Genomic DNA, 26,894 nt, shown 5'->3' with positions numbered 1-26,894 from the left:
AAATTCCATGTATTTTGAGGGAATTTTACAAATTCTAATTCTTTGCTATTTTTTATATAATTAACCTTCAATAGTTTACGGCTAAAATTATTATAAAGTGTACGTAACTTTATGTGTTCATCGATAGAATTCTTCAAGCAAATTATACTCTATTCTTCGTAAACCATTCTATAAAAGTATCGATAAAGGTTACATTAAATAAGATATCCTAATCACCACTGTCATTTCACATCAACACCAGCCGCTTTCGCAACAAAAAATGGGCATCGACAAATATCAAAGCTAACTTTGTGTTTGATGAAAATCATTCATTGTTTTTCATGAATGATATAGCTAGAAAAGAATATGCTTAAATTACTCCTTAAAATTACTTTTCTAATTTGCTGTACAAGTCTATCTGCACAATTAGATATATCACTAACGCAATCGGAGTCTATTTGTTCTTCTGATGGCAGTATAACTGCAACTGCCAATGGTGGAACTCAACCTTATCAATACAGAATTATAAGCGGTCCTGTGCTCAAGGGTTTTCAGAACTCCGGGACCTTTCTTGCTTTACAACCCGGAAATTATTCGGTTGAAGTACGTGATGCAACTTTCACATCAATTTCTGGAAACATTACAGTTACTGGTAGTTATGTGCTTCCAAGTTTAAACCTTGGCATTACCCGTCCCTCATGCTCTAGTAGTTCTGATGGTCAAGTCATACTTACAGGAAGTAATGGCAATCTTATCGCTACTTCGGCTTTTCCAACCTATAAATATCGTATTGTAGATTTAAGTACCACCCCACAAACCGTCCTTCAAGAGCAAAATTCAGATACTTTTACAGGACTCTCCGAAGGGACCTATACTTTTCAAATCGAAGATGGCTGCCAAAACACGGTTAGTGAAACCATTACTCTAACAGCTCCTTCAATTGTTTCCTTATCTGGTGCTATTGGTTTTATAGAAAAAGTAGCTTGCGATACCTACGAAGCAGATTATTCTTCTTTTGGACGTGGGATATTCCCACATAGCATTACTGTAACTGAAGATATTACAGGCACTATAGTTTATTCTGGAACAAGCAGTTCAAGTCAAGGAGTTTCCATAGGTACTAATTATAATTTTGACATGGCCTATACCGTAAATGTAGTCGATGCCTGTGGACAAACAGATACTTTAAATTTTTCTTATACACCTTCTATAGATATGTGGAGTCAGAAATCATCAGATTGCTCTGGCGAAACATCATTTTTTGTATACGCAAATTTGAACGATACAAATGCACGACAAAAGAGCCTATTGGTTCCAGTAACAGTAACTTTTACCAACCAATCCGATGCCAGTGATGTACTGGTTTATACCCTTAACGACCCAGAGTATCTTGAGGTGCAAATTAACCAAGGTGATATTTCAGTTGGTGACACCTATGATGTTGTTATGGAGGATAGTTGTAATTTTATTGTAACTTCAACTGAAACTTTTACTCCTGTTGATCCTACCGAATTTATTGCAGATGTGCGAGAGGAACGCGGATGTATGGATGGTACCACCGGAATGTCTTTTCATATTCGTAACGGAGGAACAAATTATGGACGTGTTACCATTACATCTGGTCCGGCAAGTTTTACCTCAGAAGGTGGCGTAGTTACAAATTATACCTACCCAAAGGTATTTGAAGACACGGAAAACAGCTCACTTTATCCTGTAGGCTTTCCTCCAGGAAATTACGAAGCAGAATTAACTGATGGTTGCGAAACCGGTAATGTAAGCTTTCAAATTTTAGCTTCTCAGGTTGTAGAACATGATTTTACGCTAGATTTTGAACAGCGTTGTGGAAATTCAAACGCTCTAATTATTAATCCGAATGTAATTCAGGCCGACGGGGGATCTTTTTATACTAATATTAGAGTAAATAATTTAGATACAGGTGATACCGTATTTAGAGAAGGTAGATGGTTTTTTACCGAAGGTGTTCCTGTTACGATACCCAATATGCCTGCAGGTGACTATCAGCTTAACCTAGAATTTCAGAGTGGTGGTAATTGTAGCTCAAGTAACACATTCACATGTGCTTGCGAACCGCAAACAGTTAACATAACTATACCTGAATATGTATCTACTTCATTTGACAGTATAGTAGGTTATGCATGTACTGAAGGGTCAGGCGTTATTTTTGCTGAAGGATCGAGTGGTATTGCACCCTATCAATATGAAATAATAAATTCATCGGTTCCCTCCAATATAGGGCGCACTTCAACAGATGGTATTTTTACGGCAACAGATGAAGGTACTTATACCGTTAGAATAAGTGATAGTTGTGGTAACTCAGCTGATGGCGCTTTCGAAGTAGTACCTTATTCACCAAATCTAACCGCAAGCTGTGATACTTCAGGAACTCAGGTTACGCTAACAGCAAACCCAGTTACAAATGCTATTTTTACTTGGATCGATGATACAGGTACTACGGTTCAACAAGGTACTAGTAATGAACTGGTTTTAAATCCTTTCGATGCTTCTCAAGGTGGAGATTATACATTGCAAGTTGCAGCACCCGGGTTAAGTTGTACCATTTTTGATGGTTCTATTACAGTACCTAATATACCTTGTAGTTCTAGTATCGATGTACGTAAAACAGTTGAAACAGGCCCTATATATAATAATGCTACTGATGAATATACCGTAACCTATAGAATTACAGCAGAGAATATCGGCGGCCTAGCAGGTTCTTATGACGTCATCGATACCTTTATATTAGGTAATGGATTCTCTTTAATCAATGCAACTTTAGCTTATGGAGGCGAAAGTGACGGAGTTGACGGTACAATTTTGAGTCCGTTTACAAGTGGTGACCAAATTATAACAGGTGAATCAATTGCCGGACTTCGAACAGAAAGTTGGCTGGTAACCGCAACTTTTACTATCGATAAAGATTTATTTGATCCCACCCAAGATTGTACAAATGGTGGTGGATTTGGAAATCAAATAACTGTTACTGGTGATACCGATACTTCTAATAACACGGCCTGTGTACCTAGTGATTTTGGAAATCTTGAAATTACTAAAGATGGTGTGTATATAGATTCAAATACCAATGGTCTTACTAATGTAGGCGATGCAGTAAACTATACCTTTACTGTTATCAACACTGGTAATGTTCCTATTTCAAATGTAGTAGTATCAGACCCATTATTAGGAGGTACTATAGCTGGTCCTGCTTCTGGCGATACAGACTCTGATGGTCAATTAGATACTACAGAAACTTGGATTTACAGCGCTACTTATAGCATTATACAAACTGATATAGATAATGGTCAGGTAAATAATTTAGCCACGGTAACTGGTGAAGACACTGATGGTAATACTATCACAGATAGTTCAACAGACCCAACACCTTGTGCCACGTGTATCCCTGCCCCTACTTGTGCAGATTGTACCTTAACAGAATTACCGAATAACCCTAGTTATTCGATCAATGATTCTTCTACAGTAGAGGGAACAAATAATGTTTTTACTATTACCGCATCTAATAGCATCAATCAAGATATCGTTTTTAATTTAGCGTATACAAATATTAACACCATCAATGCTGATTATAGCGGTCCAATTACCGTTACACTTTTAGCGAATAGCACTGCGGTCTCTTTTAATGTTGCAGCGGTAGATGATAGTCTAATTGAACCAAATGAAACATATGAAGTTCAAATTTCTTATGCATCTGTTGGTGTCTTAAACATTACTGATGATACAGGTGAGGGAGAAATATTGGACAACGACGGCGGTGCGGGAACAGGGATCAGTTTTCAAAATGATAGCATTACTGTAGATGAAGCTGCTGGTACGGCTACCATAAATGTACTATTGACAGGAGATGTTCCTGGTGGATTTACTTTAGATTATACTACAAACGATTCTTCAGCAATCGCTCCTGATGATTATACAACTACCTCGGGTCAGTTGACCTTCGCTGGAACGGATGGGGAAACGCAACCAATTACCATTTCTATTATTGATGATAACCTTATTGAAGCTTTAGAGAACTTGGTGGTCGACCTTACTAATATTTCGACTGGATTGATTCTAATAAACGATAATCAGGCAACTGTAAATATTACCGATAACGACGGCGGTTTAGGTACCGGAGTATCATTCGATAACGACAATATTACCGTAGACGAATCTACAGGTACAGCAACTGTAAATGTTTTATTGACAGGAAATGTTCCTGGTGGATTTACTTTGGATTTTACTACAAATGACGCTTCAGCAATTGCACCTGGTGATTATACAGCTACCTCGGGTCAGTTGACATTCGCTGGTACAGACGGCGAAACGCAACCAATTACCATTTCTATTATTGATGATAACCTTATTGAAGCTTTAGAGAACTTGGTGGTCGACCTTTCTAATATTTCGACTGTACTGATTTTAATAAACGATACTCAAGCAACTGTAAATATTACCGATAATGATGCAGGTGGTGCAGGTGATGGAATATCAGTTGCAGATTTTACCGCAAATGAAAATGTAGGCACGGTTGATTTTGTGATTACTTATACAGGTCCCACAGTAGCCGATGCGTTTACAGTAGACTTTACAATAACAGATGCAATGGCAATCTCACCAGATGATTATACAGTTGCAACAGCTACAGGCAATGTAAACTTCCCTGCAAATACGACCACTGGAACTACGCAAGTAGTAACCGTAACGATAATTGACGATGCTATTTTAGAAACAGCGGAAGATTTGAACATTACCTTGTTGAATATCTCTAATTCGCTTGTTGCTATGATAGATGCGGATGGAAGAGGAATTATCACAGATAATGAACCGCAACCGGACAATGATAACGATACTATTCCGGATTATGTTGATATGGATGATGATAACGACGGCATACCAGATATTGAAGAATGTCTAGGAGAAAACCCTTCCATGTTGACGTATACTTCGCGAAGCGGAATGAACATTTCGAATGTTGATTACGGCATTAGCGTGACCTCAACCGGTCAGCCCATAGTTGGCGCAAACGGAAATGGAATAGCATTAGAAGAGGATGCTCCAGAATATGAATTTACTTTTACTGAGCCAGTAGGAAGGCTCTCATTATCTTTTGGAAATGTGCACTCTAACAATGAAATAGGTGATTTTCAATTGACTTTAGCTGATGGAACCATAGTAGCTAATGCAGATTTTATACTAACCCATGACCCTTCGGAAGACCCTTATGATTATAATGGTCGAGAAACTGGCGGCGACCCCAATTGGGCTATTCGTTTGGTAAGAAGAGTTGGTGCACCCTATCCTGATGGAGTACATTATCTAGATAGAGGTACAGGAACAGGACAATCTTGGGGAATAGTGGTTTTTGAGGGTTATGAATTAAATCCAATTGTACGCGTATCTTATTCGCAACACACAGGCCCTAATTTAGGGTATTCTATGGGAATTGGCGCTTTGACACCTGTTGATTGCGATACCGATGGCGATGGAGTTCTAAATCGATTTGATTTGGATAGCGACAACGACGGAATTTTAGATGCTCTAGAAATTGGACATGCCGTTGCACATACGAACGGAGAAGTAAATGGAGCAGTTGGGATTGATGGTATTCCTGATGCCGTACAGGCCATTGCAGATGATAGAGAATACAACTATACATTTTCTGAAAGTGTTGATGACACCGATACCATTTATGATTTCTTAGATTTAGATAGCGATGGTGATGGAATCCCAGATAATGTAGAGGCTCAAACTACAATTGGTTATGTTTCACCTGCAGACGCAATAGACGCAAATGGAGTTGACATGAACTATACAACAGGATTGATCCCAACCAATACAGATGGTGCTGACAATCCAGATTATTTAGATACAGATTCTGATAATGAAGGTGGTAGTGATACTTCAGAAGCAAATATTACATTAGACGGAACAGATAGCGATAATGATGGACTTGATGATGCAACTGATGCTACTTCAGATTATACAGATGTTGGAGGTACTATTGACAACCCCCTCAGTACACCATTAGTTTTACCAGATTCTGATAATGATGTAAGTACCGGTGGTGATGTAGACTTTAGAGACGGTAATTATGGTATCAGCTTCCAAAACGACAATATCACTGTAGATGAAGCTGCAGGTACAGCAACTGTAAATGTTCTATTAACAGGGAACGTACCGGGCGGGTTTACTTTAAATTATACTACAAACGATTCTTCAGCAATCGCACCTGGTGATTATACGACTACTTCTGGGCAGTTGACCTTCGCTGGAACGGATGGGGAAACACAACCGATCACAATTCCTATCATTGACGATAACCTTATCGAAGCTTTAGAAAATTTAGTGGTTGACCTTTCTAATATTTCGACTGTACTGATTTTAATAAACGATACTCAAGCAACCGTAAATATTACCGATAATGACAGCAACCCATCACTTTACGGTGTTGAGTTCGATACTACCTCGATAGAAGTAAATGAAGATGCAGGTACGGTAACTATAAACGTAGTACTTAATGCCGATGTGCAAGATGAGTTTACTGTTGAATTCTATACAGTTGATGGGTCTAGTGTTGATGGAATGGATTATACCGGTGTTCCTCAGAACACTCAGTCCTTGACATTTGGTGGTACAAACCCGAATACACAGACAATTGTAATTCCAATTATTGATGATATCATTATTGAAGATTCTGAAACATTCAATGTTATTCTCGAGAATATCTCGAGTTCGATTGTAGCAATATTATCAGATAATATCTCTACAGTAACTATTATCGATAATGACGGAAATGAGGGTTGGCCAACTGATGAAACTATTGAAGCTTGTGATGTAATACCTGATGCTTTTGTAATAACCTCTGATAGCCCTTGTGCAATTACCGTTGTTTATGAAGAACTAATCGCTGGTCAAGATGACGAATGTGCTACGGAGTATACCATTACTAGAACATGGACAATTACCGATTGTGTCGGTAATGTTCGTATACATACCCAAGTAATCACTATTGAAGATACGGTCGCACCGACCTTCAATGAAACACTACCTCAAGATATGACGGTCGAATGTAACATGGTGCCAGATGCATCTATATTAACTGCTACAGATTCTTGCGAGCCCAACATTGAAGTAACGTTTACAGAAACGATTACCAATGACGAAAACTGTGCCCTAGGGTATACGGTTACCAGAACTTGGACGGCTACCGACTGCGCAGGCAACACGGTAGAACATACCCAGGTAATTACAGTAGAACCTACTGTACAAATCATGAGTCAGCCTTACGAAGAAGAGATGACCTTTATTTGTGGTGATGACATTCCTGAAGCACCAGAAATGGTCTTCACAGGTGGTTGTGGTAATTTTGATGTGGTTTACAATGAAGAAACGCAACAAACTGATGGTTCCGATGATTACATGATCATTAGAACTTGGAACGTTACCGATTCTTGTGGCAACACTGCCTCTTTTGAACAGATCGTTTTTGTTCTGCAACCACAATTGCAAGAGATTACAATCAACATTTGTATCGAAGAAGAACCTATTGATTTATTGAACTACCTACCGGCAGATTTTGATCGTAACGGTACATTTATAATTCTAGAAGGTGATGTAGTATTGGAACAAAACAATTTTGGCCCAATGGCACACGAGCCTGGCGAATATAAAATTGCCTATAGTTCTACCGAAGGTACATGTAAATACTATGTTGACTTTACCGTTATCGTTGATACAGAATGTGTACCATGTGGAAGAGGTGATATAGAGATATCTAAAGCTGTTACAGTAAATGGTGACGGTGTAAATGACTTTTTCGAAATTAAAGGCGCCGAGAGTTGTGCCTTAAGTTTTGATGTTATGATATTTAACCGCTGGGGAAATAAAATTGCCGAGGTTAAGGATTATCAAAATGACTGGGGCGGTGAATCTCCTGACGGTTCTTTCGGTCAATCTGATATGTTACCGACCGGTACTTACTTTTATATTATTAACGCGATCGATAAAAATACGGGTAAAAAAATAGAACCATTTAGCGGGTATATCTATCTGGGTACGGAATAAAATTTTCATATATCATTGATAATGCCTTTTCAAAAATTGATGAGGCATTTTTTTATTTTATATCAATAATTTTTCTATTTAAAACACACTATATAAGTCTATTATGAACTCAAATTAGTTCGTCCGAAAAAAATAACAATTGAACGAAGATGCTGTTTCATAACGAATAATATGGGATGTCAGCCGTTATAATCTAAATCTTTCAGAAGAGCCATTAAATTTGTAAATAATAAGATAACCTACTTATACATTAACACATAGCTTAAAAAGCTAAACCCAAACAAAACCATGAAAAAAGCTAATCTACTTTTAGCCATGCTACTTCTAACAGGTGCCTTTGTAAGCGCACAGCAGCTACCTCAGTTTACGCAATATATGTATAACACTATTTCTGTTAACCCAGCGTATGCGGGTAGTAGAGAAACGTTGAACGCAACAATTTTGCATAGAAACCAATGGGCAGGTTTAGAAGGTAACCCTAGAACCAGTACACTATCTATTCACTCTCCTTTAAAAAATGAGAAGATTGGTATTGGTGTTTCTTATATTAATGATAAATTAGGTTTTGAAAGTACCAACTACTTCTACGGAGATTTCTCATATACCGTTCCAGTAAGTCAAAAAGTAAATATGCGTTTTGGACTTAAAGGTGGTTTCACCAGTTACAACTTAGAAAATCCTGACCCTAACGATCAGTTTTTCAATGCTAACTTCAATAATATCAACCCTAACTTTGGTGCCGGTTTTTATATTGGCTCTAACAGATGGTACGCTGGTATATCCTCACCAAGAATATTGAATACAGATTTAAACGAAGGTGAGTTTGAAGCTATAGAGCGTAATAGTTACTATGCTATCGGTGGTATGGTATTCGACCTTTCTGAAACTACAAAATTTAAACCCACCGTTATTACAAAATTCACCAATGGTGCACCGGCTACATACGATTTTACCATAAACTTTTTATTCAACGAAAAGTTTTGGATTGGTACTTCTTACCGAGTAAACGACGCATCGAACTTTGGTGCCATGATGGATTACCAAGTATCAAGAGATTTTAGAGTTGGTTATGCTTATGATTTACCTACCTCAGCAGTAAGACCTTACACTGGTGGTACACACGAAGTTATTTTAATCTATGAACTTTTCAAAAAGGTGTTAGGCCCTGTAAAGTCTCCTAGATATTTCTAATAATTTAAAATCGATAAGATGAAAAATTATAAAAATTTTGTGGTATTAATGCTGCTTTTACTAGTAGCTCAGCTATCAATTGCACAGGTAGCATCACAAAAAAAGGCTGATTACTATTTTAGTAAATTCTCATACTCTTTAGCGATACCTGAGTATGAACGAATGGTAGAAACAGATTTCAATGCAGAATATGCACATCAGCAATTAGCAGAATGTTATTTATTAATACGCGACTATAAAAAATCTATTCCTCATTTTAGCGCTGTTATAAACAATGCCACCCTACCAACAGATTACTATTTTAAATATGCCATGGCTTTATATGCCAATGGCGATATGGAGGAGTCTGAAGTTTGGTTGAAAAAATATAAAAAATACAATAAGAACGATTCTCGCGTTAAGCGATTTTTACAAGATGGCAACTTAGCTTCTGTCGTATTCAATAGTAGACAACGTTACGAAGTAGAACCTGTCGCCTTCAATTCTACTGACAGTGATTTTGGTGTTTATCGATTTATGGGAAACTTGTACTTTAGTTCTTCAAGAAGAGATGTGGTCACAGGTGAAAGTTATGGTTGGAATGACGAACCGTGGTTAGATCTGTTTGCCGTTCAAGAAGATAACCCTATGTCTGAACCTAAACGCGTGAAAGGGAATATCAATACAAAATTTCATGAAAGTTCTGTAGCCTTTTCTACGGATTACAAGAATGATACTATCATGTATTTTACCCGTAACAACTTTTATGACAAGAAAGCTGGATACGGAGTTTCTAATGAAATAAATTTAAAAATTTACACAGCTAAATTAGTTGATAATAAATGGGAAGAAAATAGCAACCTTAGGGTTAATAGTGACTATTATTCCACCGGTCATCCGTCTGTAAATCTTGCGAGAACACGCATTTACTTTGCATCGGATAGGCCTGGTGGTTATGGTGGTACCGATATTTATTACGCTGAAATTCATGAGCGTGGTGGTGTACAAGAACCAATTAACGCTGGACCTATAGTAAACACGGAAGGCAACGAAATGTTCCCTTTTATAAACGAAGAAGGTAAGCTTTTCTTTAGTTCTGATGGTCATGTCGGGTTTGGTCAATTAGACGTTTTCTCAACTATTTCTAATGAAGACGGCGAGGTTATTGACATTATCAATTTAGGTACGCCCATCAATAGTTCTAGTGATGATTTTGCATATTACGGTTTACCTAACGGATTAGATGGTTACGTAAGTTCTAACAGAGAAGGTGGTGTAGGTAGCGATGATATCTATAAATTTAAATTTACACCTGCACTTGATGTTGAAGGTTATGTAGTAGATGGTGTTAACAACCAAATGCTAGACAGTGTTCAAATTAAATTATTTGATCAAGTTACCAATACCATGATAGCACAAACAATGACAGATGAAAACGGGTACTACAGATTTCCCGTTAATAGAAAAACAAACTATATGATAGAAGCGGTTAGAAAAACCCACCCTCATAAAAATGTTTACTTTAACACGTCAAAAACTCCAAAGGCTCAAAAAATAATGAGACAAGATATTGTTCTTGAACCTGTTATGGATTTAAAATTATTAGCGGGACTTAACAAAATATATTTCGATTTTAATAAAAGTGATATAAGACCAGATGCTGCAAGAGAATTAAATAAAGTAGTTCGTGTTATGAATAACACCTACCCAGATATGATTATTAAGCTAGAAGCACATACCGACCCCGTAGGTAGTCACGAATACAATGATGACCTTTCTGAAAGAAGGGCGAAATCTACTTATGAATATCTTATTAAAAACGGTGTATCTGTAGATAGAATCGTTTCTTACAAAGGTTTTGGCAAGCGTGTACCTATCAATAAATGTACAAGCAAAGAAGATTGTACTCCAGAAGAATTGGAGCTGAACAGAAGAACAGAATTCCCGATTATGCAAATCAAAAAAGGTGTATTGGCATCTAAATAATTTTTTAAGAATACCTCATAAATTCAACAACAACCTTATCTCTTTAAGATAAGACCGGATAACATTTTGTTTTCAGAAAGTTAACTACCAACCATAAAAAAAGTCCTTTACCAGATTGGTAAAGGACTTTTTAATTTTTATAGCTGCTGTAATCTATTCCATAATACCGTCAACGATACCATATTTAATAGACTCTTCTGCATTCATCCAATAATCTCTATCGAAATCCTTCAAAACCTTATCAAAATCTTGACCACAGTTATCTGCTAATATTTGTGCACTTAACTCTTTGGTCTTAATAATTTCTCTAGCTTGTATTTCAATATTAGAAGCTTGACCTCTTGCGCCACCACTTGGTTGGTGAATCATTACCTGTGCATGTGGCTGAATAAATCTTCTACCTTTTTTACCAACTGATAATAAAATAGAACCCATTGATGCCGCCAAACCTGTACAGATAGTTGAAACCGGACTCTTTAAAGCTTTTATAGTATCATACATTGCAAAACCAGAAGTAACATAACCACCCGGACTATTAATATATAGTTGTATTTCTTTATTGTTCTGCATATCTAGATATAACAACCTGTCAATTACATGTTTTGCAGAATCGTCATCAACCATACCCCATAGAAAGACTTTTCTTTCCTCCAGCATTTTTTCATCTATGGCTTCCTGAATTTTTCCTTTTTTAGCACTCATATTTTAAGTTTATTTATCTCTAACAAAATTAATGAATTAATTCATAAACATACGTAGCAATAACATTTTGAATTATTACCATATCTGTTCTTTCTAAATGAAAAACGTTAATTTTCGATTAGGATTGTTCTTCTACCGTAACTGTTTTCTCTACTACCTTTTTAATAGGGATAACAACCTTACCTGATTTCGTTTTCAGTATCATTGAAATATTATCAATACCGATTACCGTACCCTGTAAATCTCCTATTTTAACCTTATCCCCTACCTCATATATCTTTCTTGAGTAGAATGTTCTTAGTAGGTCACCTACAATCTCTCTAGACCCTAAGCCTAATGCCAATGCAATTGCCAATAAAAATGCACCTAGTACAATAGTAAAGTTATTAGTGATAATCTGTGTATCTATACCTGCTTGGTTCAATGCAGTAATACTTACAAAAATGATAATTAGATAGAATAAAACATTACCTAACAATTTACCGCCACCAAGACCAATTGAATCAAATACTTTAATAATTGTTTCTTTGATTGTTTTAGCTAAAAACAACCCTAACATAAGAATTACCATCGCCGACAGCAATATTGGCAAGTATCTTAATAGGTTTGCAATTTCAGTCGATATAATGGTTAAGCCCATAATATCTGATGCAACGATTATAAATACCAACCATAACAATACCTTTATAAAGGTGACAATGATTTTTGGTAAATCTATTTTTATATCGGCATCGCCAAATAACTGTGCTTCATTAATTTTTTCAGAAGCTTTATCTAATTTGATTGCTTTAAATATTCGTTTTAAAACAAAAGTGACCACCTTAATGATGATCCAACCAAAAATAATAACGATGAATGCTCCGAAAATTCCCGGTAATGCAGAGGCAATATCTTTGAAAATATTACTTAAAGATTCGAAGGTGAGGTCTTTCCACTTATCAACTGTGTCCATATAACTTGTTCTACTTTATTTCTATTTATTTTTAGATTTTGTCTGTAACATACCCTCTATTATTGCGGCAAAACTACCCGTAAACAGTCCAGATAACTCCATTATCAATTTAGCCGTAGCTACGTCGTCCATAACTTTTTTACGTAGTTCTGGCGGGACATCTTTTAGGTCCCCGTCTAAATTCTTAAATGGATTTTGGTTCTGTTCTAACATCAGTTTAGAGTTTTATACATTTCCGTAACCTTAGCCTTAGCTCTCTTCAGCCTCATTTTAATAGCACTTGATTTAAGCTCTAAAATATCTTCTAATTCTTTTATTGATGCTCCATCTTGATATTTTAATAACAATATCGATTTATCTTCAGGTGCTATAAGCTCCAAGGCTTTCTTAAGTTTATCTACTTGCATTTCAAGTAACAAATTATCTGTTACCTCTACCGGTACATCTTCATGTGTTTCAAACTTAACTGAGTTATCGTTTATTTTTCTCTCCTTATTTCTATTTACATAATTAACACAGAAATTATAGGTAAAGGAATATAACCAAGTAGAAAATTTTGAATTTCCTTTAAACGACCCAAGTTTAACATACAACATTAGAAATATATCTTGAGTCAAGTCTTCTGCCTCTTTGTTCGATTTTGCGAACCCCAAGCACTTATTGTAAACTAATTTTGAGTACCTATCATAGAGTACACCAAAGAGCATAGAGTCATTTTTAGATACAATGCGTTCTACTAACTCTAAATCGGTATATTCTTCGTTTTTACCACTAGAAACCGTTTTTTCATTGAATTGGTTTCCAATAATAATAAAACATAGCTTTTTAAGAAATGTCACTTTGATAGATGGTTTACAAAAAATAAAAGTAGGTTAAAGATACTGTAATTGATATATTTACTTGAAAATCTGCCGAAAATGAAAAAATTAATTATTCTCTCCGTTTTTATATCAAGCGTTTTCACAGCATGTAAAACCGACCAAAAAAAGCCTAAAATTGCTGTCGCCGAAGATACGCAATTGACAGTTCTTGAAAAAATCGCAAATGCGAACGGTTTTGAAAACTGGAAAAATGTAGAAAGTATTAAATTCACCTTTAATGTAGATCGTGAAGATGAGCACTTTGAACGTACCTGGTTATGGGAAACGGCACCTAACAACGTAACCATGATGACCAGACAAGATACCATTACATATAACAGAAAAGCAGTTGATAGTACTATGGTGGCAACCGATGGCGGATTTGTAAATGATAAATTCTGGCTACTAGCTCCTTATCAATTGGTTTGGGATCAAAAAAGTTTTACGTATAAACATACTGAAGGTGTAGAAGCACCAATCAGCAAAGCTACCATGCATAAATTGACTACGGTCTATAATAATCAAGGCGGTTATACACCTGGTGATGCTTATGATTATTATTTTGGTGATGATTATATTATTAAAGAATGGGTATACCGAAAAGAAAATCAATCTGAACCTAATATGACTACCAGCTGGGAAGACTATAAAATGGTAAACGGATTGAACATTAGCATGATGCATAAAAGACCAGATGCTGATTTCTCTCTTTTCTTTACAGGTGTTGAGGTGAAATAATTAGGTACGGAGTTTGATATTGTTCACAAACACCTAACCAATTATGAAATTTCCACTTTTTACACTACTTCTTTTTTCTTTTTTTAGCTATGCCCAACACAGCACCAGTGCCATTGTTGTAGATAGTGCAGATAATTTGCCGCTGGAATTTGTTGGTATTTACAATAGTAAAGACCATACCATGACCAATGCCGACGGAAGGTTTCAGTTCTCTTCTAGCTCAGATTCTATTATCATTTACAGAGTTGGTTATGATAAACTTATAACCACTTCTCAAAAAGTAAAGGACACCATCTACCTCAACAAAAGTGTATTAGAATTAAATGAAGTAACCGTTACCAATGAAAAAACACTTTGGCAAAAAGTAGGGGATTCTGTGAGATCCAATTACCCTACTTACCCTTATAAAGAGAAATTTTTATTGAGAGGTGTATTACGTTATAATGGTAAAATTACCCGCATACAAGATATTCAAGGAAAGTTAGAAAGAAGAACACTTCTATACACAAAAGAGATTGATCCAGACAAAAAGGATTTCAAAGTAGAGTTGACCAATATGCGTAAAGTTGGTTTAGTTAAAGATGAAAAGAAAGTATATTTTATTTTTGAAACTTTTTACCAACTATTCATGAATTTCACCCCTATAAATGCTACGGGTGATGCTTTTGATTTAACAGAATCTACTTTCGAAAATGGAAATAAAATAAATTTAAGTTTTCACACGAAACCTGAGTTTGACAATGAAAAAGTTGTTGGTTGCTATATAATTAACAATGAAGACCACGCCATAGAGCGAATTTTAATAGAAATTGATTTTAAGAACAATCCATACAAGGAAGATGGTAAAACTAGATACAGAACTGTCTCAGTAAAAAAAGAAATGTCACTTAATAAATCATTGAACACTAACAAATACCACATATCGTCAGCAAAATATGATGTTAAGGTTGAATTGACAGACAAGCAAAATTCATATACTTCATACTACGATGTTTCATTTATTCTAACAACATCTGACAATGAAGGCGATTTCGATGTAAAGAAAAATGTGAGTACTTCAAAAGATCTATTCAAAATAAATCACCCTTACGACCCAAATTACTGGAATGAACAAAACCAATTGCTTTTAACTGATGAGATGCTAGATTTTATTAAGAAAGTACAAGACCCCAACAGCGAATTTAAAATCCGGAGTAATATTAATCACTAAGAATTCAAAAGTGCTACGCCTTTTTTCTTTTTAGTAAAAGTGTAAATAATAGAATTAAGAATCCACATGCTAGTAGCACTACAAAACTTCTAGTAAGACTATAATTTTCTGCTAAGAACCCTAGAATTGGTGGTGCACACAAAAAGCCGGTATACCCTGCCCCAGCAATAAATGCTATTCCTTTTGAGGAATCTATTCCTTTTACATTTCCTCCTATTCTAAATACTTCTGGTACCATTACTGAAAAACCTAATCCGTTCATGGCAAAGCCTATAATACTTAAATAGGTATTTCCTGATAGTACCAAAAAATAACCCAGTATCGCAAGAATAGCCCCTAGTGCGACTATTTTAACCGAACCTATTTTATCACTAATTCCATCTCCCAAAAAGCGACCCAAGGTCATGGTGATTTGAAATCCTAAAAACCCTAATCCCCATAAGGCTTCTGGTGCTAGTGCAATTTCTTTTAAGTACAATCCGCTCCAATCAACAATAGCACCTTCACTGCCCATTGCCATAAAAGAAATAAGTCCTAATAGCAATAATGGTTTTAGCAAACCAAAACTAAATGGCTCATTTTCTATTTCTTCGGCTACTTCAGTAAAATATTGATTCTTGAATTTTATATTGACTACCAAAACCAGTAGCACTGCAATGGACATATGCAACACAGGATTTGATAACGGACCAATTAAAAAACTACCTAAACCCGCCAGAACTCCACCAAGACTAAAAAAACCATGGGAAGCTGCCATGAATTTTACCTTGTCTTTTTTTTCGATCTCGGTTACCAAGGTGTTCATAGCTATATCGGTAATGCCGTTTGCTGCCCCAAAGAGAAATAAGGCTGCCATTAACACATAATAATTCGGAGCTAGCAAAGGTAACATTGCAGCCGCGCAGCTTAATAACACACCATAAAAAGTGGTTTTGCCTACACCCACCCTATTGATAATACCAGAAGCAAAAGGAAAAACAGTAAACACCCCCAAAGCCAAAAAGAAAATAGCTATCCCTAATTCAGATTTACTGATTTCTAAAGCATCTTTTACCGCAGGTATATAGATTGCCCATGTACCAAATAGAATATTAATACTTGCGAAAACCCACGAAGGACCAAAGTATCTAGCATTCCCTAAAATTAATCGTAATGACTTCACTTTTTATTCGTTGTTGGTTACTTCGGCTACGCTCAGCACAAGTGTTGGTTGTTGGTTGTTGGTTGTTGGTTGTTGGTTAAAATCTAAAAAACACCTTTCTATTCTCTATATTCTATATTCTATAAAATTTAATTTGCTAGAACCCCTGCTTTTAGAATTTGTCCGAAGCGGTACATATCTTCATAGGTGGAATAAAAAGGTGCAGGTGCCAAACGAATTACATTTGGTTCGCGCCAATCAGTGACTACGCCGTTTTCCATCAAATAATTAAACAGTGATTTCCCTTGTCCGTGTAAGAACACAGATAACTGACAACCTCTATCTTCGGGAGTTATAATTTCAAAAGAACTATCTACTTCTTTATCTATTTCGTGTAAAATATATTCCAGATACGAAACAATTAACTTTCTCTTTTCAATCAGTTTTTGCATACCCACTTCTTCGAACATCGTAAGCGATGCTAAATAAGGTGCTACAGATAAAATAGGCGCATTACTTATTTGCCAAGCATCGGCATTCTCCATTGGCTCAAATTCTGGCTTCATAAGAAAACGAGTTTCTTTCTTCGTTCCCCACCAACCTTCAAACCGTTGAATATCTTTCTTGTTCAGGTGTTTTTTGTTTACAAAAATTCCAGATGCGTTTCCTGGTCCGCTGTTCATGTACTTATAACTACACCACGACGCAAAATCTGCATCCCAATCATGTAGCTTCAATTCTACATTACCAACAGCATGCGCTAGATCCCAACCTACATTGGCACCTACAGTTTTTCCGGCTTTTGTAATGGTTTCCATATCCATCACCTGACCATTGTAATAATTTACTCCGCCTATTAAAACTAATGCTAGCTCATCACCTAATTCATTAATTTTCTCAAGTATATCTTCGGTTCTCCAATGATGTTCTCCATCGCGTTTCTTAATCTCAACAATAGTTTCTTTTGGGTCTAAACCATGAAAGCGAACCTGACTTTGAAACATATATTGATCACTAGGAAAGGCTTTTTCTTCGCACAGAATTTTAAATCTCTTTTTTGTCGGGTTGTAGAAAGAAACCATTAACAAATGAAGATTAACGGTCAAGGTATTCATTACCGATACTTCTTCTGGTAATGCACCAACCACTTTTGCCAATGGTGCTGCTAAACGCTCATGATAGTCCCACCATGGTTTCTCTGCATAAAAATGCCCTTCTACGGCTAATTCTGCCCAATCTTTCATCACCTCATCTACAAAAAACTTGGTTCGTTTTGGCTGTAGCCCTAAAGAGTTTCCTGTAAAATAGATAACTTCTTTCCCGTTGATTTTTGGAAAAAGAAACTCATCTCTATATGTTTTTAAGTTGTCTTTTGCATCTAAAGATTGTGCAAAGGCCAACGTATTTTTAAATTCCATAGCTAATTTTATATAAAAGTAATCATAAGCCTATAATTCTATAGACTCTATTCAATAATTGGTTACTACGATTTTGTTCTTAAACGCATTTCTATCATATGCCTTTTAAATCCTTTTTTCTCATAGGCTCTTATAGCAGGTTCGTTCTCACTATATACATGCAATCGTATTTCAGTCAAACCTTTGTTTGTAGACCAATCTTGCAAGGCACTTACAATTTTACCATTTATTCCTTTACCTCTAAATTCGGGATCGGTGTACATAAAACCTAAATATGCAAAAGTCTCATGATCCAAGTAGGTTCTTGCCGGTTTTTCTAATGCATAACCGGTCGCTACAATTTTATCGCCATCACATGCAACCATAACAATTGCTCTTGGGTTTTCCATCAAAGCATTTAAATCGTAATATTTTACTCCGCTATCTCTAATTGTTGGGTCCATCGGGCGTTCTGCTTTCACCACTTCTTGCTCATGTTGCAACAAAACAGGTATATCACTTTTTACCGCTTCTCTAATCGTAATTTCATTATTCATCGCTCTACTCTTTACAGTTCATTAAATTAAGGCTTAAAACCCTATTTTTGCAAAAAGAAACGCATGCATTTTCTATCACCTCTTTTAGAAAGCTATTTAGCTGATAATTCACAAGCTGAACCTAAATTATTACAGGAGCTTACGCGCGAAACGCACTTAAAGGTCATACAACCACGTATGCTTACAGGGCATTTTCAAGGTCGTGTTTTGAGCTTGCTTTCTAAATTGATGAATCCGACCAATATTCTTGAAATTGGAACTTACACTGGGTATTCTGCCTTATGCCTTGCCGAAGGATTACCAAAAAACGGACAATTACATACCATAGATGTCAATGCAGAACTAGAACAAATTCAGCGTTCCTTTTTTGATCGAAGTGATTATGGTTCTCAAATTATTCAGCATGTGGGTAATGCACTAGACATCATCCCCAAAATGGATATTACTTTCGACCTTATTTTTATTGATGCCGAAAAAAAACAGTATGATAAATACTTAGAAGCTGTTTTACCAAAAACCAAGTCTGGGTCTGTTATACTTTCTGATAATGTATTGTGGTCTGGTAAAGTGGTCGAGCCGTTAGACCCTAAAGATGTTACTACTAAAGTATTATTAGACTATAATAAGAAACTAAGTGAACATCCGCTTTTAGAAACAGTATTGCTACCTATACGCGATGGTTTAAATTTAAGTAGGGTAAAATAAGTAGCCCATACAATCTATAAAACAGCCATGCAGAAAGTATGCCTACCAAAGCACCCACCATCAAATCGATAGGAAAATGCACACCTACGTATACTCTACTCATAGCAAATAAAATAGGCCAGATATAAAATAGGTAAACCCATTTAAATTTTCTCCTTAAAAAAAGCACCGTTATGGTAATGACAGAAAAGGAAGATGAAGCGTGACCTGAGAAAAAACTGTAGCCTGAGGGACTCCTTAAAATCCGAATCAGCGTATATAATTCTTCATCATTATTGGGTCTTAGTCTGGCTACTACATTTTTAGTTAAAAATGTTACTGTACCTACAAAAACAACCATAACTAATAAAGTCAAAATTATTGCTACTGCATCTCGTTTTGGAAACGTAAGAAAGAAAAGTACAACTATAAGTGCAAACAACGGAATCCACGGCGGAAATTTGGTTACTGTAGACCAAAAAGCATCATACTGCTCAATACCAAGACTGTTAAGATAGATAAAGACATCTCGATCCCATTGTAAAATCTTATCTAACATAGAAGATTACTTTCTCTTGATACTGCCGGTTACATCATTGATGTTCTTGCTAACGTCACTAATTTGCTTCTTGACATCATTACCTAAGCCAGAACTGATATCTTTTTTCATATCATCGATATCTTTTTTGATATCGGTAACAAAGCTTGTATCAATACCCTGCTTGTCAGCACTCTTTTGAATTTCTTGTTTAATATCTTCGGTCGCATCTTTAAGTTGACGCATACCCTTACCCAACCCCTTAGCAATATCAGGAATTTTGTCGGCACCAAAAACCATCACTACGATAAACATAATGAAGAAAATTTCTGCGCCACTAATAAATAATGAATACATAGCAATCATACTACAAATATAAACAAGTTTAGTATCGAAATTAAAAAAGCCCCGTATAACTACGAGGCTTTTTTTAATAATTATTTTGTTAATTATTCTCCTTTAATTCCATCCTTCATTTTATCGAAATCGCTCTCTTGCTCTTTCTTCGGCCAGCTATTGTTTGTTGTATCAATATCTGCCGTTTCCATTTTAGGATCAATATTAACCCCAGTTAGCTCAGTAGCAGATGATATCACCATACTTACCTCTTTGCTATTCTTTCTCCAAATCTCTGGAGGATAGGTTACATTCTCTACAGAACCATCTGCATATGTGTATTCTACAATCAATGGCATTGGTAAACCACCCGGACTGTTATATGTTACTTCGTAAAAATACTTTGGCTCTTTAACCGCTGCTCTTTCTGCTGCAGTCATATTATCCATCATAAATTCTTTTAAAGTTTTTGACGTTTCTGATGGTAAATTATCCTTTAATTCAGGAGCAATCATACTAGCATCATCAAACTCCTCTAAATAAACCATTGGTCTTAAATTAGATTCTGGAATACCACGTTCAGCTAAATAAGCTTTCATTTTTTTATTAGGCTTGTCGCTAACATAATATTTCTTGATATCCTTTACGGCCATATCTACATAATCAGTAGTATAAAACCAACCTCTCCAGTACCAATCTAAATCTACAGCAGAAGCATCTTCCATTGTTCTAAAGAAATCTTCTGGTGTCGGGTGCTTAAACTTCCAACGGTTAGAATATGTTTTAAAAGCATAATCAAACAACTCACGCCCCATTACGGTTTCTCTCAAAATATTTAAAGCTGTTGCCGGCTTACCATATGCATTCGGACCTAATTGAAATACATTCTCTGGATTAGACATAATCGGAGAAATAGTACTTTGATCTCCGCTCATGTAAGGTACGATCTTCGCAGGGTCACCTCTTCTAGATGGATACTTATCATTTGGCGCTATCGCCGCTGGATATGCTTCTCCAAATTCTTGTTCTGCCATAAACTGCATAAAAGTATCCAAACCTTCATCCATCCATCCCCACTGACGTTCGTCTGAATTTACGATCATTGGGAAGAAGTTATGACCTACTTCGTGAATAATTACACTGATCATTCCGTATTTAGTTCTATCAGAGTAGCTACCATCTTTATTTGGTCTACCATAGTTCCAACAAATCATTGGGTACTCCATACCTTGACGCTTAGCATGTACAGATATTGCTTTAGGGTAAGGGTAGTCAAAAGTGTGTGATGAATATGATTTCAACGTATGTGCAACTGCCTTTGTAGAATACTCTTCCCATAATGGGTTACCTTCTTTAGGGTACATAGAAACAGCCATAACATCTCTATTTCCTAATTTAACGGCTTGCATGTCCCAAATGAACTTTCTTGATGTTGCAAAACCGAAATCACGAACATTTTCTGCCTTAAGCTTCCATGTTTTTGTTTTCTCTGAAAATCCTTTTTCAGCTGCTTCTGCTTCTGCTTGAGTTACAATGATAACAGGTTTGTCATACGACTTTTTCGCCTGCTCATAACGACTCATCATTGCTTTAGTATATACTTCTTTTCTGTTTTGAAGTACACCTGTACCATCTAAGATATGGTCTGCAGGTACCGTAATATTCACTTCATAGTTACCAAATGGTAATGCAAATTCGCCATTACCCCAAAACTGGTGGTTCTGCCATCCTTCTACATCATTATAAACTGCCATTCTTGGAAAAAACTGAGCAATTACATATGCTCTGTTTCCGTCTTCTTCAAAAAACTCATATCCAGATCTAGCTCTGTTTACTGTATGATCTGGTATGTTATAATTCCACTTTATATCAAAAGAAAATTTATCTCCACTTTTAAGAGGTGTAGGTAAATCTACACGCATCATGGTGAAGTTCACTGTAAATGGTAATGCTTTACCTGAATTATCTTTTACGTAATCGATATTAAAACCGCCATCAAAAGACTCAGTCATGTAATTACCAACAAATTTCTCAGGTGAATCGCCAAGAGAAACTCCGCTTCCATTCTTTAAAGCTGCTTTTGAATCTTTAGTTCTAACATTCTGATCTAACTGCACCCATAAGTACTCTAAATCATCTGGAGAATTATTAGTGTATGTAATAGTTTCTGTTCCAAATATTTTAGCATCCTTATCATCTAAACGAATATCCATTACATAATCTGCCTGCTGCTGATAATAATCAGGACCAGGAGCACCAGATGCAGACCTATAGGTGTTCGGCGTAGCGAACTCTTCATATAATTGTTTAAACTTACTCTGGTTGGTGTGCCCAGGTTCCTTTTCTTTGGTAACCGCCTCTTGTGCAAAAGTTACAGCGGTAAAAAGGAATAAAATAGACGCGAATGCGTACTTTACTCTTATCATTTCTTAGTTATTTAGTGGTGGAAAATTAAAGTTTTTATAGCGATATCTTAATCTTTGTTACAAATTTAACATTCCTTTAATACGTGATTTCACTAGCACATGGCTCTTTTTCTTCCCATTTACCTTCATATGAACCACATTCTGTTGATCATCATATATATCTGTCAGCACCTCATTGGTTATGCCTATTTGTTTTAAAGTTTTAAGGGGAATATTTGGCACTTCTAAGTAACAGATGACCATATCAGAGTCGTATTTATGACCTATGAAATCATACTTCACTGTTTCGCCATTTATCTCTACCAAGAATTTGGTACGCAAGTATTTTTCTAAATACTCCTTATCTACCGATGATTCTTTATCTGTACCCAATGACGAAGCAAATTCATACCTTTCTTTTAGAACCGCATTCATATCATCGATAAAAACACGTGTAATTATCTGTACAGCTTCATCTTTTTCCGAGTAATCTACATTGGTTACACTGATGTAAAATTTATGCGCTGCCGTAAATGCAAAAAGGGGAACTATTAACAACAAGAATGCTGTTCTAATAAGTTTCATATTGTATTGTTTAAAAGCATCTTTACAAACCATATGCCAAAGATAAGATGCTTAATCTAAAGCGTTATTTTCTCTGTATAGTAAACTTTTCTGTCGCAGATACTCCCAAATCTCTAATTCGCTATGTGTATCTACAATCTGTTGAAATCTTGGATCTACCTCGCAGTAATACAAAAAATCGTCTATTTTGTTTTCAGGGATCGATAGTTGTTTTACATAAACACTATCGGCATAAAAATCTCTTACACGCTCTGTTCGATCATAAAGTTTATTTCGCTCTACCCGTTTCTTCAACATTTTGGTACGCCCGCTCATAGCATTGATCAAAGGATCAAAACTCATAATAGGGTTACCGGTGGCTGCTTTAAGCTCTCTCTCTGCTTTGGTCGGAATTTTCACATATGCATTGGGAAGCCCCAAAGTAGATGCTGTAACTATTGGATCTAAATCTAATGTAGGTAGATCAGCCAACAAATTACCACTAAGATTATATGGTGTTACGGTTACTTCATCTAATTCGGTCAAAGCATCTTCTAACCCTACAGAAATCAACTTACTTTCAAAAATCGACGTACTGACCACTACAATTTTCTTTTTGTATTGAATGGCAGAAAACTCTAAGGTATCTAAAACACTTACAGGTATTGAAAAATATCCGTATTCATCTGTAATAGTAGCTCTTTGAGAAGTTAAGTTAAGTACATGTGTCGCGGCAACGTCACCGTCATCGCTATACACTCTACCTTCTAATCTTTTAGAATCACCTATTTGTGCAAATACGAATGCACTAGAAAAAAGAAAAAATACAAGGAGTCTACTCCTCATTTAAATCTTTAAGAAACGATTTACTATTGTTGACCAAAGCATCAATCAACTGAAATTCGTTTTCCTTTTTTAATAAAGATTTAGTCGGCATTCTAGCATCACAATAGTACAAAAACTCGTTTATTTTATCTTGAGGTATTTGCAAATCTACTACGAAGAAAGAATCGTCATATACTTGACGTAATACTTCGCTAACTTTTAATTTAGGCCCTTCTTCAGCCTTCTCATCTTGCGCTTTAAATATGGCTCTAAAAATATTTACAAAATTTAATCCGTCTTGCATTCCTTTCTCTGAATCAGACATGGCTATATTATCTACCTCTGTGCCACGATCAATTTCGTATTCGTACTCTTTAAACTCTTGGTTCTTTACTTCTAAAAAACGTTCTTGCTGTTCTGGGGTGATTACTACCTCATCTAACTCTGTCACTTTTTCGTTTACCTCTACCACCAAACGATTGTTGGCTAAAATCTCTTCAGTAATAGTTACTACCTTAATATTGTAATTAACGGCAGTAAAAACTATTTGGTCACCCACCTTTACATTAATTCGAAACAAACCTTGATCATTGGTTATTGTAGCCCGCTCAGAAGTTGCGTTGACTACATTTTCATTGGGTACGCCAATGTTCATATAGATTACCGAACCGCTTAAAGGTTGTCTAGTATCATCTTGCGAAAAGCCTGATACTGTTGTAAATAATACGAGTAAGAAAAGTAATTTTTTGGTCATTTAGTGTATATTAAAACTGATAATACCCTAAGCAAAGGGCATTCAAAAGATAAAGAAAAGATTTGTAATCTTCATAAAAAAGAACCCGTCAATAAATTTTTGTTAATTTCTTCATAGCAGATAGTAATTACCAGGGTTAACAAAACCTCAAATTCGATATAAAAACTACCCCATTCAACGACATTAGATGTTCTTTAACCCATTACCCTATTATTTCAACTTATAAATAAAGCGGATTAAGAAGATAACTCTATTTTTGTTTATCACTATTTTCTCGTCTTAAGACACTAAGTATGAAAGCAATAATTTTCTTTATTTTATTTACAGTACTAGCGGCACCTACCGCATTCGCACAAATTAAAATAGGAGACAACCCACAAAATATTGACGCTTCATCGGTTTTAGAACTTGAAAGTAATTCTAAAGTACTGGTAATAACCCGTGTAACCACTTTAGAGATGGAGGCTATTACTCCGAGACAAGGTGGTATGGTCTACAACACCGATACCGAGTGTATTAATTATTTCGATGGCACCCAATGGGTTAATTTATGCGACGCCGTAAACTTTTCTATCACCAACGACCCTATTATAAATGGTAGAAGTACTATTGAAATTACCGAAGCTGCAGGAAATATTAATTTAGAAGTTGCCAAAAACAGTATTTTGGGCGATAACATTATTGATGGCGGTATCGGCCCAGATGATATTCAAGATAATTCGATTACCCAAGATAAATTAGCTTCCGAATCTGTAGGTTCTAGTGAAATACGAGAAAATGCAGTAGGCACAAATGAATTAGCCGAAGGTGGGGTATTACCTGTTAATATTGCCAATGACACTCCAAATAGAGTTTTGACCACAGATGAAAATGGTGGTGTACAATGGGAAGACGCTGACGGGCTTTTCGATCTTACGTTCAATAAATTAGATACCACTTTAACAATCGCAAGATCTACCATTGCGGGAGTTTCTACTATTAGCTTAGGTGCTTTAATAGGTTCTGATGATCAGCAATTAGATCTTACAGACAATATTCTTAGTATAGAGAATGCCCCAAATACTATTGACCTATCTACGTATTTTCAAACCTTGAGTATTGACCCTGCCACAAACGAAATTGCATTAAGTAATGGTAATACAATAACATTACCTGCGGCGGCAGTAGAGGTTGATGGTATTGTTGGAAATGAAATTTTAAATGCTACGGATGGTACCTTGGTACGTTTTGGGGGTGGTACGGATACAAATCCTTATACCTTAGATGTAACCGCAGGTGGTATTGACACTGAAGAATTAGCAAATAATGCAGTTACTAACATTAAGTTGGCAAACAACTCGGTTAGAACGGCAAACATTGTAAATGGTACTATTTCTACCCTCGATATTGCCCCTGCTGCTGCAGCACCAGCAAATGCACAGATTTTATCGACAAGTACTGCTGGCGTGGTTGGTTGGATAGATTTACCTGCCGGAACAGTAGATACAGATGAACAACAATTATCTATCGTAGGGAATCGTATTTCGTTAACCGATGGTGGTTTTGTAGATATACCAGAAAGAAATCTAAGTTTAGACGATGGATTCATTTTCGTTGGTAATGCCGCAAGCGAGCCAACACCCGTTGCCGTAGGTGGTGATCTTACCATGAATAATATTGGCGAATTTGCAATTGAAGATGAAGCAGTAACGCCTATAAAAATTGAGCCTGCACCTGGCGTATTAACTGAAGATCAAGTGTTGATCACAACTATTGCCGGAGCCGTCGAGTGGGCAGATTTCCCTCCTGGTGGCGGTGGTGGAACTGACAATCAAGATGCTAGTGAAGTACCTTATGACAATTTAACCTCTGGTTTAGTTGCAATTACAACCCAAGCGGCTATCGACGAACTTGCCGATGGTGGTTTGGTTGATACTGACGAACAAACAGTTGATGAGTTTCTTTTAGGAACAGGTAACCTATTAAGTATTTCACTTGAAAATGACGGTGAAATCCCTTTGACCGTAGACCTTTCTGC

19 protein-coding genes and 1 pseudogene are annotated in these 26,894 nt (G+C 36.1%); 7 read left to right on the top strand and 13 right to left on the bottom strand.

The annotated features are described in order from the left end of the window. Window positions 1-345: 345 nt before the first annotated feature. From Q4500_RS14705 to Q4500_RS14695, 3 genes are all read left to right on the top strand, one after another. The gene (locus tag Q4500_RS14705; RefSeq protein WP_303600383.1) at window positions 346-8,058 is read left to right on the top strand and encodes a Calx-beta domain-containing protein; all 7,713 of its coding nucleotides are present in this window, start codon (window positions 346-348) and stop codon (window positions 8,056-8,058) included. Window positions 8,059-8,346: 288 nt separating this feature from the next. Continuing rightward, the gene (locus Q4500_RS14700; RefSeq protein WP_303600382.1) at window positions 8,347-9,249 is read left to right on the top strand and encodes a type IX secretion system membrane protein PorP/SprF; all 903 of its coding nucleotides are present in this window, start codon (window positions 8,347-8,349) and stop codon (window positions 9,247-9,249) included. An 18-nt stretch (window positions 9,250-9,267) separates the two neighbouring features. Then, window positions 9,268-11,214 carry an OmpA family protein gene (locus tag Q4500_RS14695; RefSeq protein ID WP_303600381.1) on the top strand — a complete coding sequence of 649 codons (1,947 nt, stop codon included), beginning with the start codon at window positions 9,268-9,270 and terminating at the stop codon, window positions 11,212-11,214. A gap of 153 nt (window positions 11,215-11,367) precedes the next feature. Here Q4500_RS14695 and Q4500_RS14690 read toward each other — a convergent pair whose 3' ends face one another. From Q4500_RS14690 to Q4500_RS14675, 4 genes are all read right to left on the bottom strand, one after another. After that, a complete protein-coding gene (locus tag Q4500_RS14690; protein WP_036156068.1) occupies window positions 11,368-11,916 on the bottom strand; it encodes a ClpP family protease in 549 nt (182 codons plus the stop codon). 118 nt (window positions 11,917-12,034) lie between these two features. Beyond that, window positions 12,035-12,868: a mechanosensitive ion channel domain-containing protein gene (locus Q4500_RS14685; RefSeq protein WP_303600380.1), complete on the bottom strand. Its 834-nt coding sequence runs from the start codon at window positions 12,866-12,868 to the stop codon at window positions 12,035-12,037. Between the two features lie 21 nt (window positions 12,869-12,889). Further along, window positions 12,890-13,081, bottom strand: coding sequence for a hypothetical protein (locus tag Q4500_RS14680; protein ID WP_303600379.1), 192 nt, complete (start codon window positions 13,079-13,081; stop codon window positions 12,890-12,892). Then, on the bottom strand, window positions 13,081-13,707 hold the full coding sequence (locus tag Q4500_RS14675; RefSeq protein ID WP_303600378.1) for an RNA polymerase sigma factor: 627 nt from the start codon (window positions 13,705-13,707) through the stop codon (window positions 13,081-13,083). Before Q4500_RS14675 ends, Q4500_RS14680 begins: the two co-directional genes overlap by 1 nt. A 78-nt stretch (window positions 13,708-13,785) precedes the next feature. Between Q4500_RS14675 and Q4500_RS14670 the strand changes: the two genes are divergently transcribed. Both Q4500_RS14670 and Q4500_RS14665 read left to right on the top strand, forming a co-directional pair. Beyond that, a complete protein-coding gene (locus Q4500_RS14670) occupies window positions 13,786-14,466 on the top strand; it encodes a hypothetical protein (protein ID WP_303600377.1) in 681 nt (226 codons plus the stop codon). A gap of 43 nt (window positions 14,467-14,509) precedes the next feature. Next, complete coding sequence (locus Q4500_RS14665; RefSeq protein ID WP_303600376.1) at window positions 14,510-15,676, top strand: hypothetical protein; 1,167 nt, start codon at window positions 14,510-14,512, stop codon at window positions 15,674-15,676. 13 nt (window positions 15,677-15,689) lie between these two features. Here Q4500_RS14665 and Q4500_RS14660 read toward each other — a convergent pair whose 3' ends face one another. The 3 genes from Q4500_RS14660 to Q4500_RS14650 all read right to left on the bottom strand — a co-directional run bounded on the left by Q4500_RS14660 (window position 15,690) and on the right by Q4500_RS14650 (window position 18,771). Then, window positions 15,690-16,838, bottom strand: a complete 1,149-nt coding sequence (locus Q4500_RS14660) for an MFS transporter (protein WP_303600375.1) — start codon at window positions 16,836-16,838, stop codon at window positions 15,690-15,692. A gap of 128 nt (window positions 16,839-16,966) precedes the next feature. Next, a complete protein-coding gene (kynU, locus tag Q4500_RS14655) occupies window positions 16,967-18,235 on the bottom strand; it encodes a kynureninase (protein WP_303600374.1) in 1,269 nt (422 codons plus the stop codon). 65 nt (window positions 18,236-18,300) lie between these two features. Beyond that, entirely contained in the window at window positions 18,301-18,771 is a 471-nt protein-coding gene (locus tag Q4500_RS14650) for a GNAT family N-acetyltransferase (RefSeq protein WP_303600373.1), read from the bottom strand. A gap of 63 nt (window positions 18,772-18,834) precedes the next feature. On the opposite strand from Q4500_RS14650, the gene Q4500_RS14645 reads away from it, so the two are divergent. Beyond that, complete coding sequence (locus Q4500_RS14645) at window positions 18,835-19,476, top strand: O-methyltransferase (protein WP_303600372.1); 642 nt, start codon at window positions 18,835-18,837, stop codon at window positions 19,474-19,476. Here the strand turns inward: Q4500_RS14645 and Q4500_RS14640 are convergent. From Q4500_RS14640 to Q4500_RS14615, 6 genes are all read right to left on the bottom strand, one after another. Further along, window positions 19,439-20,014 carry a phosphatase PAP2 family protein gene (locus tag Q4500_RS14640; RefSeq protein WP_303600371.1) on the bottom strand — a complete coding sequence of 192 codons (576 nt, stop codon included), beginning with the start codon at window positions 20,012-20,014 and terminating at the stop codon, window positions 19,439-19,441. The genes Q4500_RS14645 and Q4500_RS14640 overlap by 38 nt on opposite strands. Before the next feature lie 6 nt (window positions 20,015-20,020). Then, a complete protein-coding gene (locus Q4500_RS14635; RefSeq protein WP_231500576.1) occupies window positions 20,021-20,350 on the bottom strand; it encodes a twin-arginine translocase TatA/TatE family subunit in 330 nt (109 codons plus the stop codon). A 92-nt stretch (window positions 20,351-20,442) separates the two neighbouring features. After that, complete coding sequence (locus tag Q4500_RS14630; protein WP_303600370.1) at window positions 20,443-22,755, bottom strand: M1 family metallopeptidase; 2,313 nt, start codon at window positions 22,753-22,755, stop codon at window positions 20,443-20,445. Window positions 22,756-22,812: 57 nt separating this feature from the next. Then, entirely contained in the window at window positions 22,813-23,319 is a 507-nt protein-coding gene (locus Q4500_RS14625; protein WP_303600369.1) for a DUF6702 family protein, read from the bottom strand. 51 nt (window positions 23,320-23,370) lie between these two features. Next, window positions 23,371-24,144, bottom strand: coding sequence for a hypothetical protein (locus Q4500_RS14620; protein ID WP_303600368.1), 774 nt, complete (start codon window positions 24,142-24,144; stop codon window positions 23,371-23,373). Then, window positions 24,134-24,877 (bottom strand): hypothetical protein, encoded by a 744-nt coding sequence (locus tag Q4500_RS14615; protein ID WP_303600367.1) that lies wholly within the window; start codon window positions 24,875-24,877, stop codon window positions 24,134-24,136. Before Q4500_RS14615 ends, Q4500_RS14620 begins: the two co-directional genes overlap by 11 nt. Window positions 24,878-25,170: 293 nt before the next feature. Here Q4500_RS14615 and Q4500_RS14610 point away from each other — a divergent pair. Next, window positions 25,171-26,894, top strand: a pseudogene (locus Q4500_RS14610) (hypothetical protein); the annotation flags it as partial.

The sequence above is a fragment of the Maribacter sp. 1_MG-2023 genome (genome assembly GCF_030547005.1).
Lineage (GTDB): Bacteria > Bacteroidota > Bacteroidia > Flavobacteriales > Flavobacteriaceae > Maribacter.
Note: the sequence above shows the minus strand (reverse complement) of the source record. Positions and strands in the feature narration are given on the sequence as shown.

What these genes read in the sequence shown, in the direction of transcription:
- Q4500_RS14705 (WP_303600383.1), top strand. Translation starts at nt 346, where the DNA reads ATGCTTAAATTACTCCTTAAAATTACTTTTCTAATTTGCTGTACAAGT.
- Q4500_RS14700 (WP_303600382.1), top strand. Translation starts at nt 8,347, where the DNA reads ATGAAAAAAGCTAATCTACTTTTAGCCATGCTACTTCTAACAGGTGCC.
- Q4500_RS14695 (WP_303600381.1), top strand. Translation starts at nt 9,268, where the DNA reads ATGAAAAATTATAAAAATTTTGTGGTATTAATGCTGCTTTTACTAGTA.
- Q4500_RS14690 (WP_036156068.1), bottom strand. Translation starts at nt 11,916, where the DNA reads ATGAGTGCTAAAAAAGGAAAAATTCAGGAAGCCATAGATGAAAAAATG.
- Q4500_RS14685 (WP_303600380.1), bottom strand. Translation starts at nt 12,868, where the DNA reads ATGGACACAGTTGATAAGTGGAAAGACCTCACCTTCGAATCTTTAAGT.
- Q4500_RS14680 (WP_303600379.1), bottom strand. Translation starts at nt 13,081, where the DNA reads ATGTTAGAACAGAACCAAAATCCATTTAAGAATTTAGACGGGGACCTA.
- Q4500_RS14670 (WP_303600377.1), top strand. Translation starts at nt 13,786, where the DNA reads ATGAAAAAATTAATTATTCTCTCCGTTTTTATATCAAGCGTTTTCACA.
- Q4500_RS14665 (WP_303600376.1), top strand. Translation starts at nt 14,510, where the DNA reads ATGAAATTTCCACTTTTTACACTACTTCTTTTTTCTTTTTTTAGCTAT.
- kynU (WP_303600374.1), bottom strand. Translation starts at nt 18,235, where the DNA reads ATGGAATTTAAAAATACGTTGGCCTTTGCACAATCTTTAGATGCAAAA.
- Q4500_RS14650 (WP_303600373.1), bottom strand. Translation starts at nt 18,771, where the DNA reads ATGAATAATGAAATTACGATTAGAGAAGCGGTAAAAAGTGATATACCT.
- Q4500_RS14645 (WP_303600372.1), top strand. Translation starts at nt 18,835, where the DNA reads ATGCATTTTCTATCACCTCTTTTAGAAAGCTATTTAGCTGATAATTCA.
- Q4500_RS14640 (WP_303600371.1), bottom strand. Translation starts at nt 20,014, where the DNA reads ATGTTAGATAAGATTTTACAATGGGATCGAGATGTCTTTATCTATCTT.
- Q4500_RS14635 (WP_231500576.1), bottom strand. Translation starts at nt 20,350, where the DNA reads ATGTATTCATTATTTATTAGTGGCGCAGAAATTTTCTTCATTATGTTT.
- Q4500_RS14630 (WP_303600370.1), bottom strand. Translation starts at nt 22,755, where the DNA reads ATGATAAGAGTAAAGTACGCATTCGCGTCTATTTTATTCCTTTTTACC.
- Q4500_RS14625 (WP_303600369.1), bottom strand. Translation starts at nt 23,319, where the DNA reads ATGAAACTTATTAGAACAGCATTCTTGTTGTTAATAGTTCCCCTTTTT.
- Q4500_RS14620 (WP_303600368.1), bottom strand. Translation starts at nt 24,144, where the DNA reads ATGAGGAGTAGACTCCTTGTATTTTTTCTTTTTTCTAGTGCATTCGTA.
- Q4500_RS14615 (WP_303600367.1), bottom strand. Translation starts at nt 24,877, where the DNA reads ATGACCAAAAAATTACTTTTCTTACTCGTATTATTTACAACAGTATCA.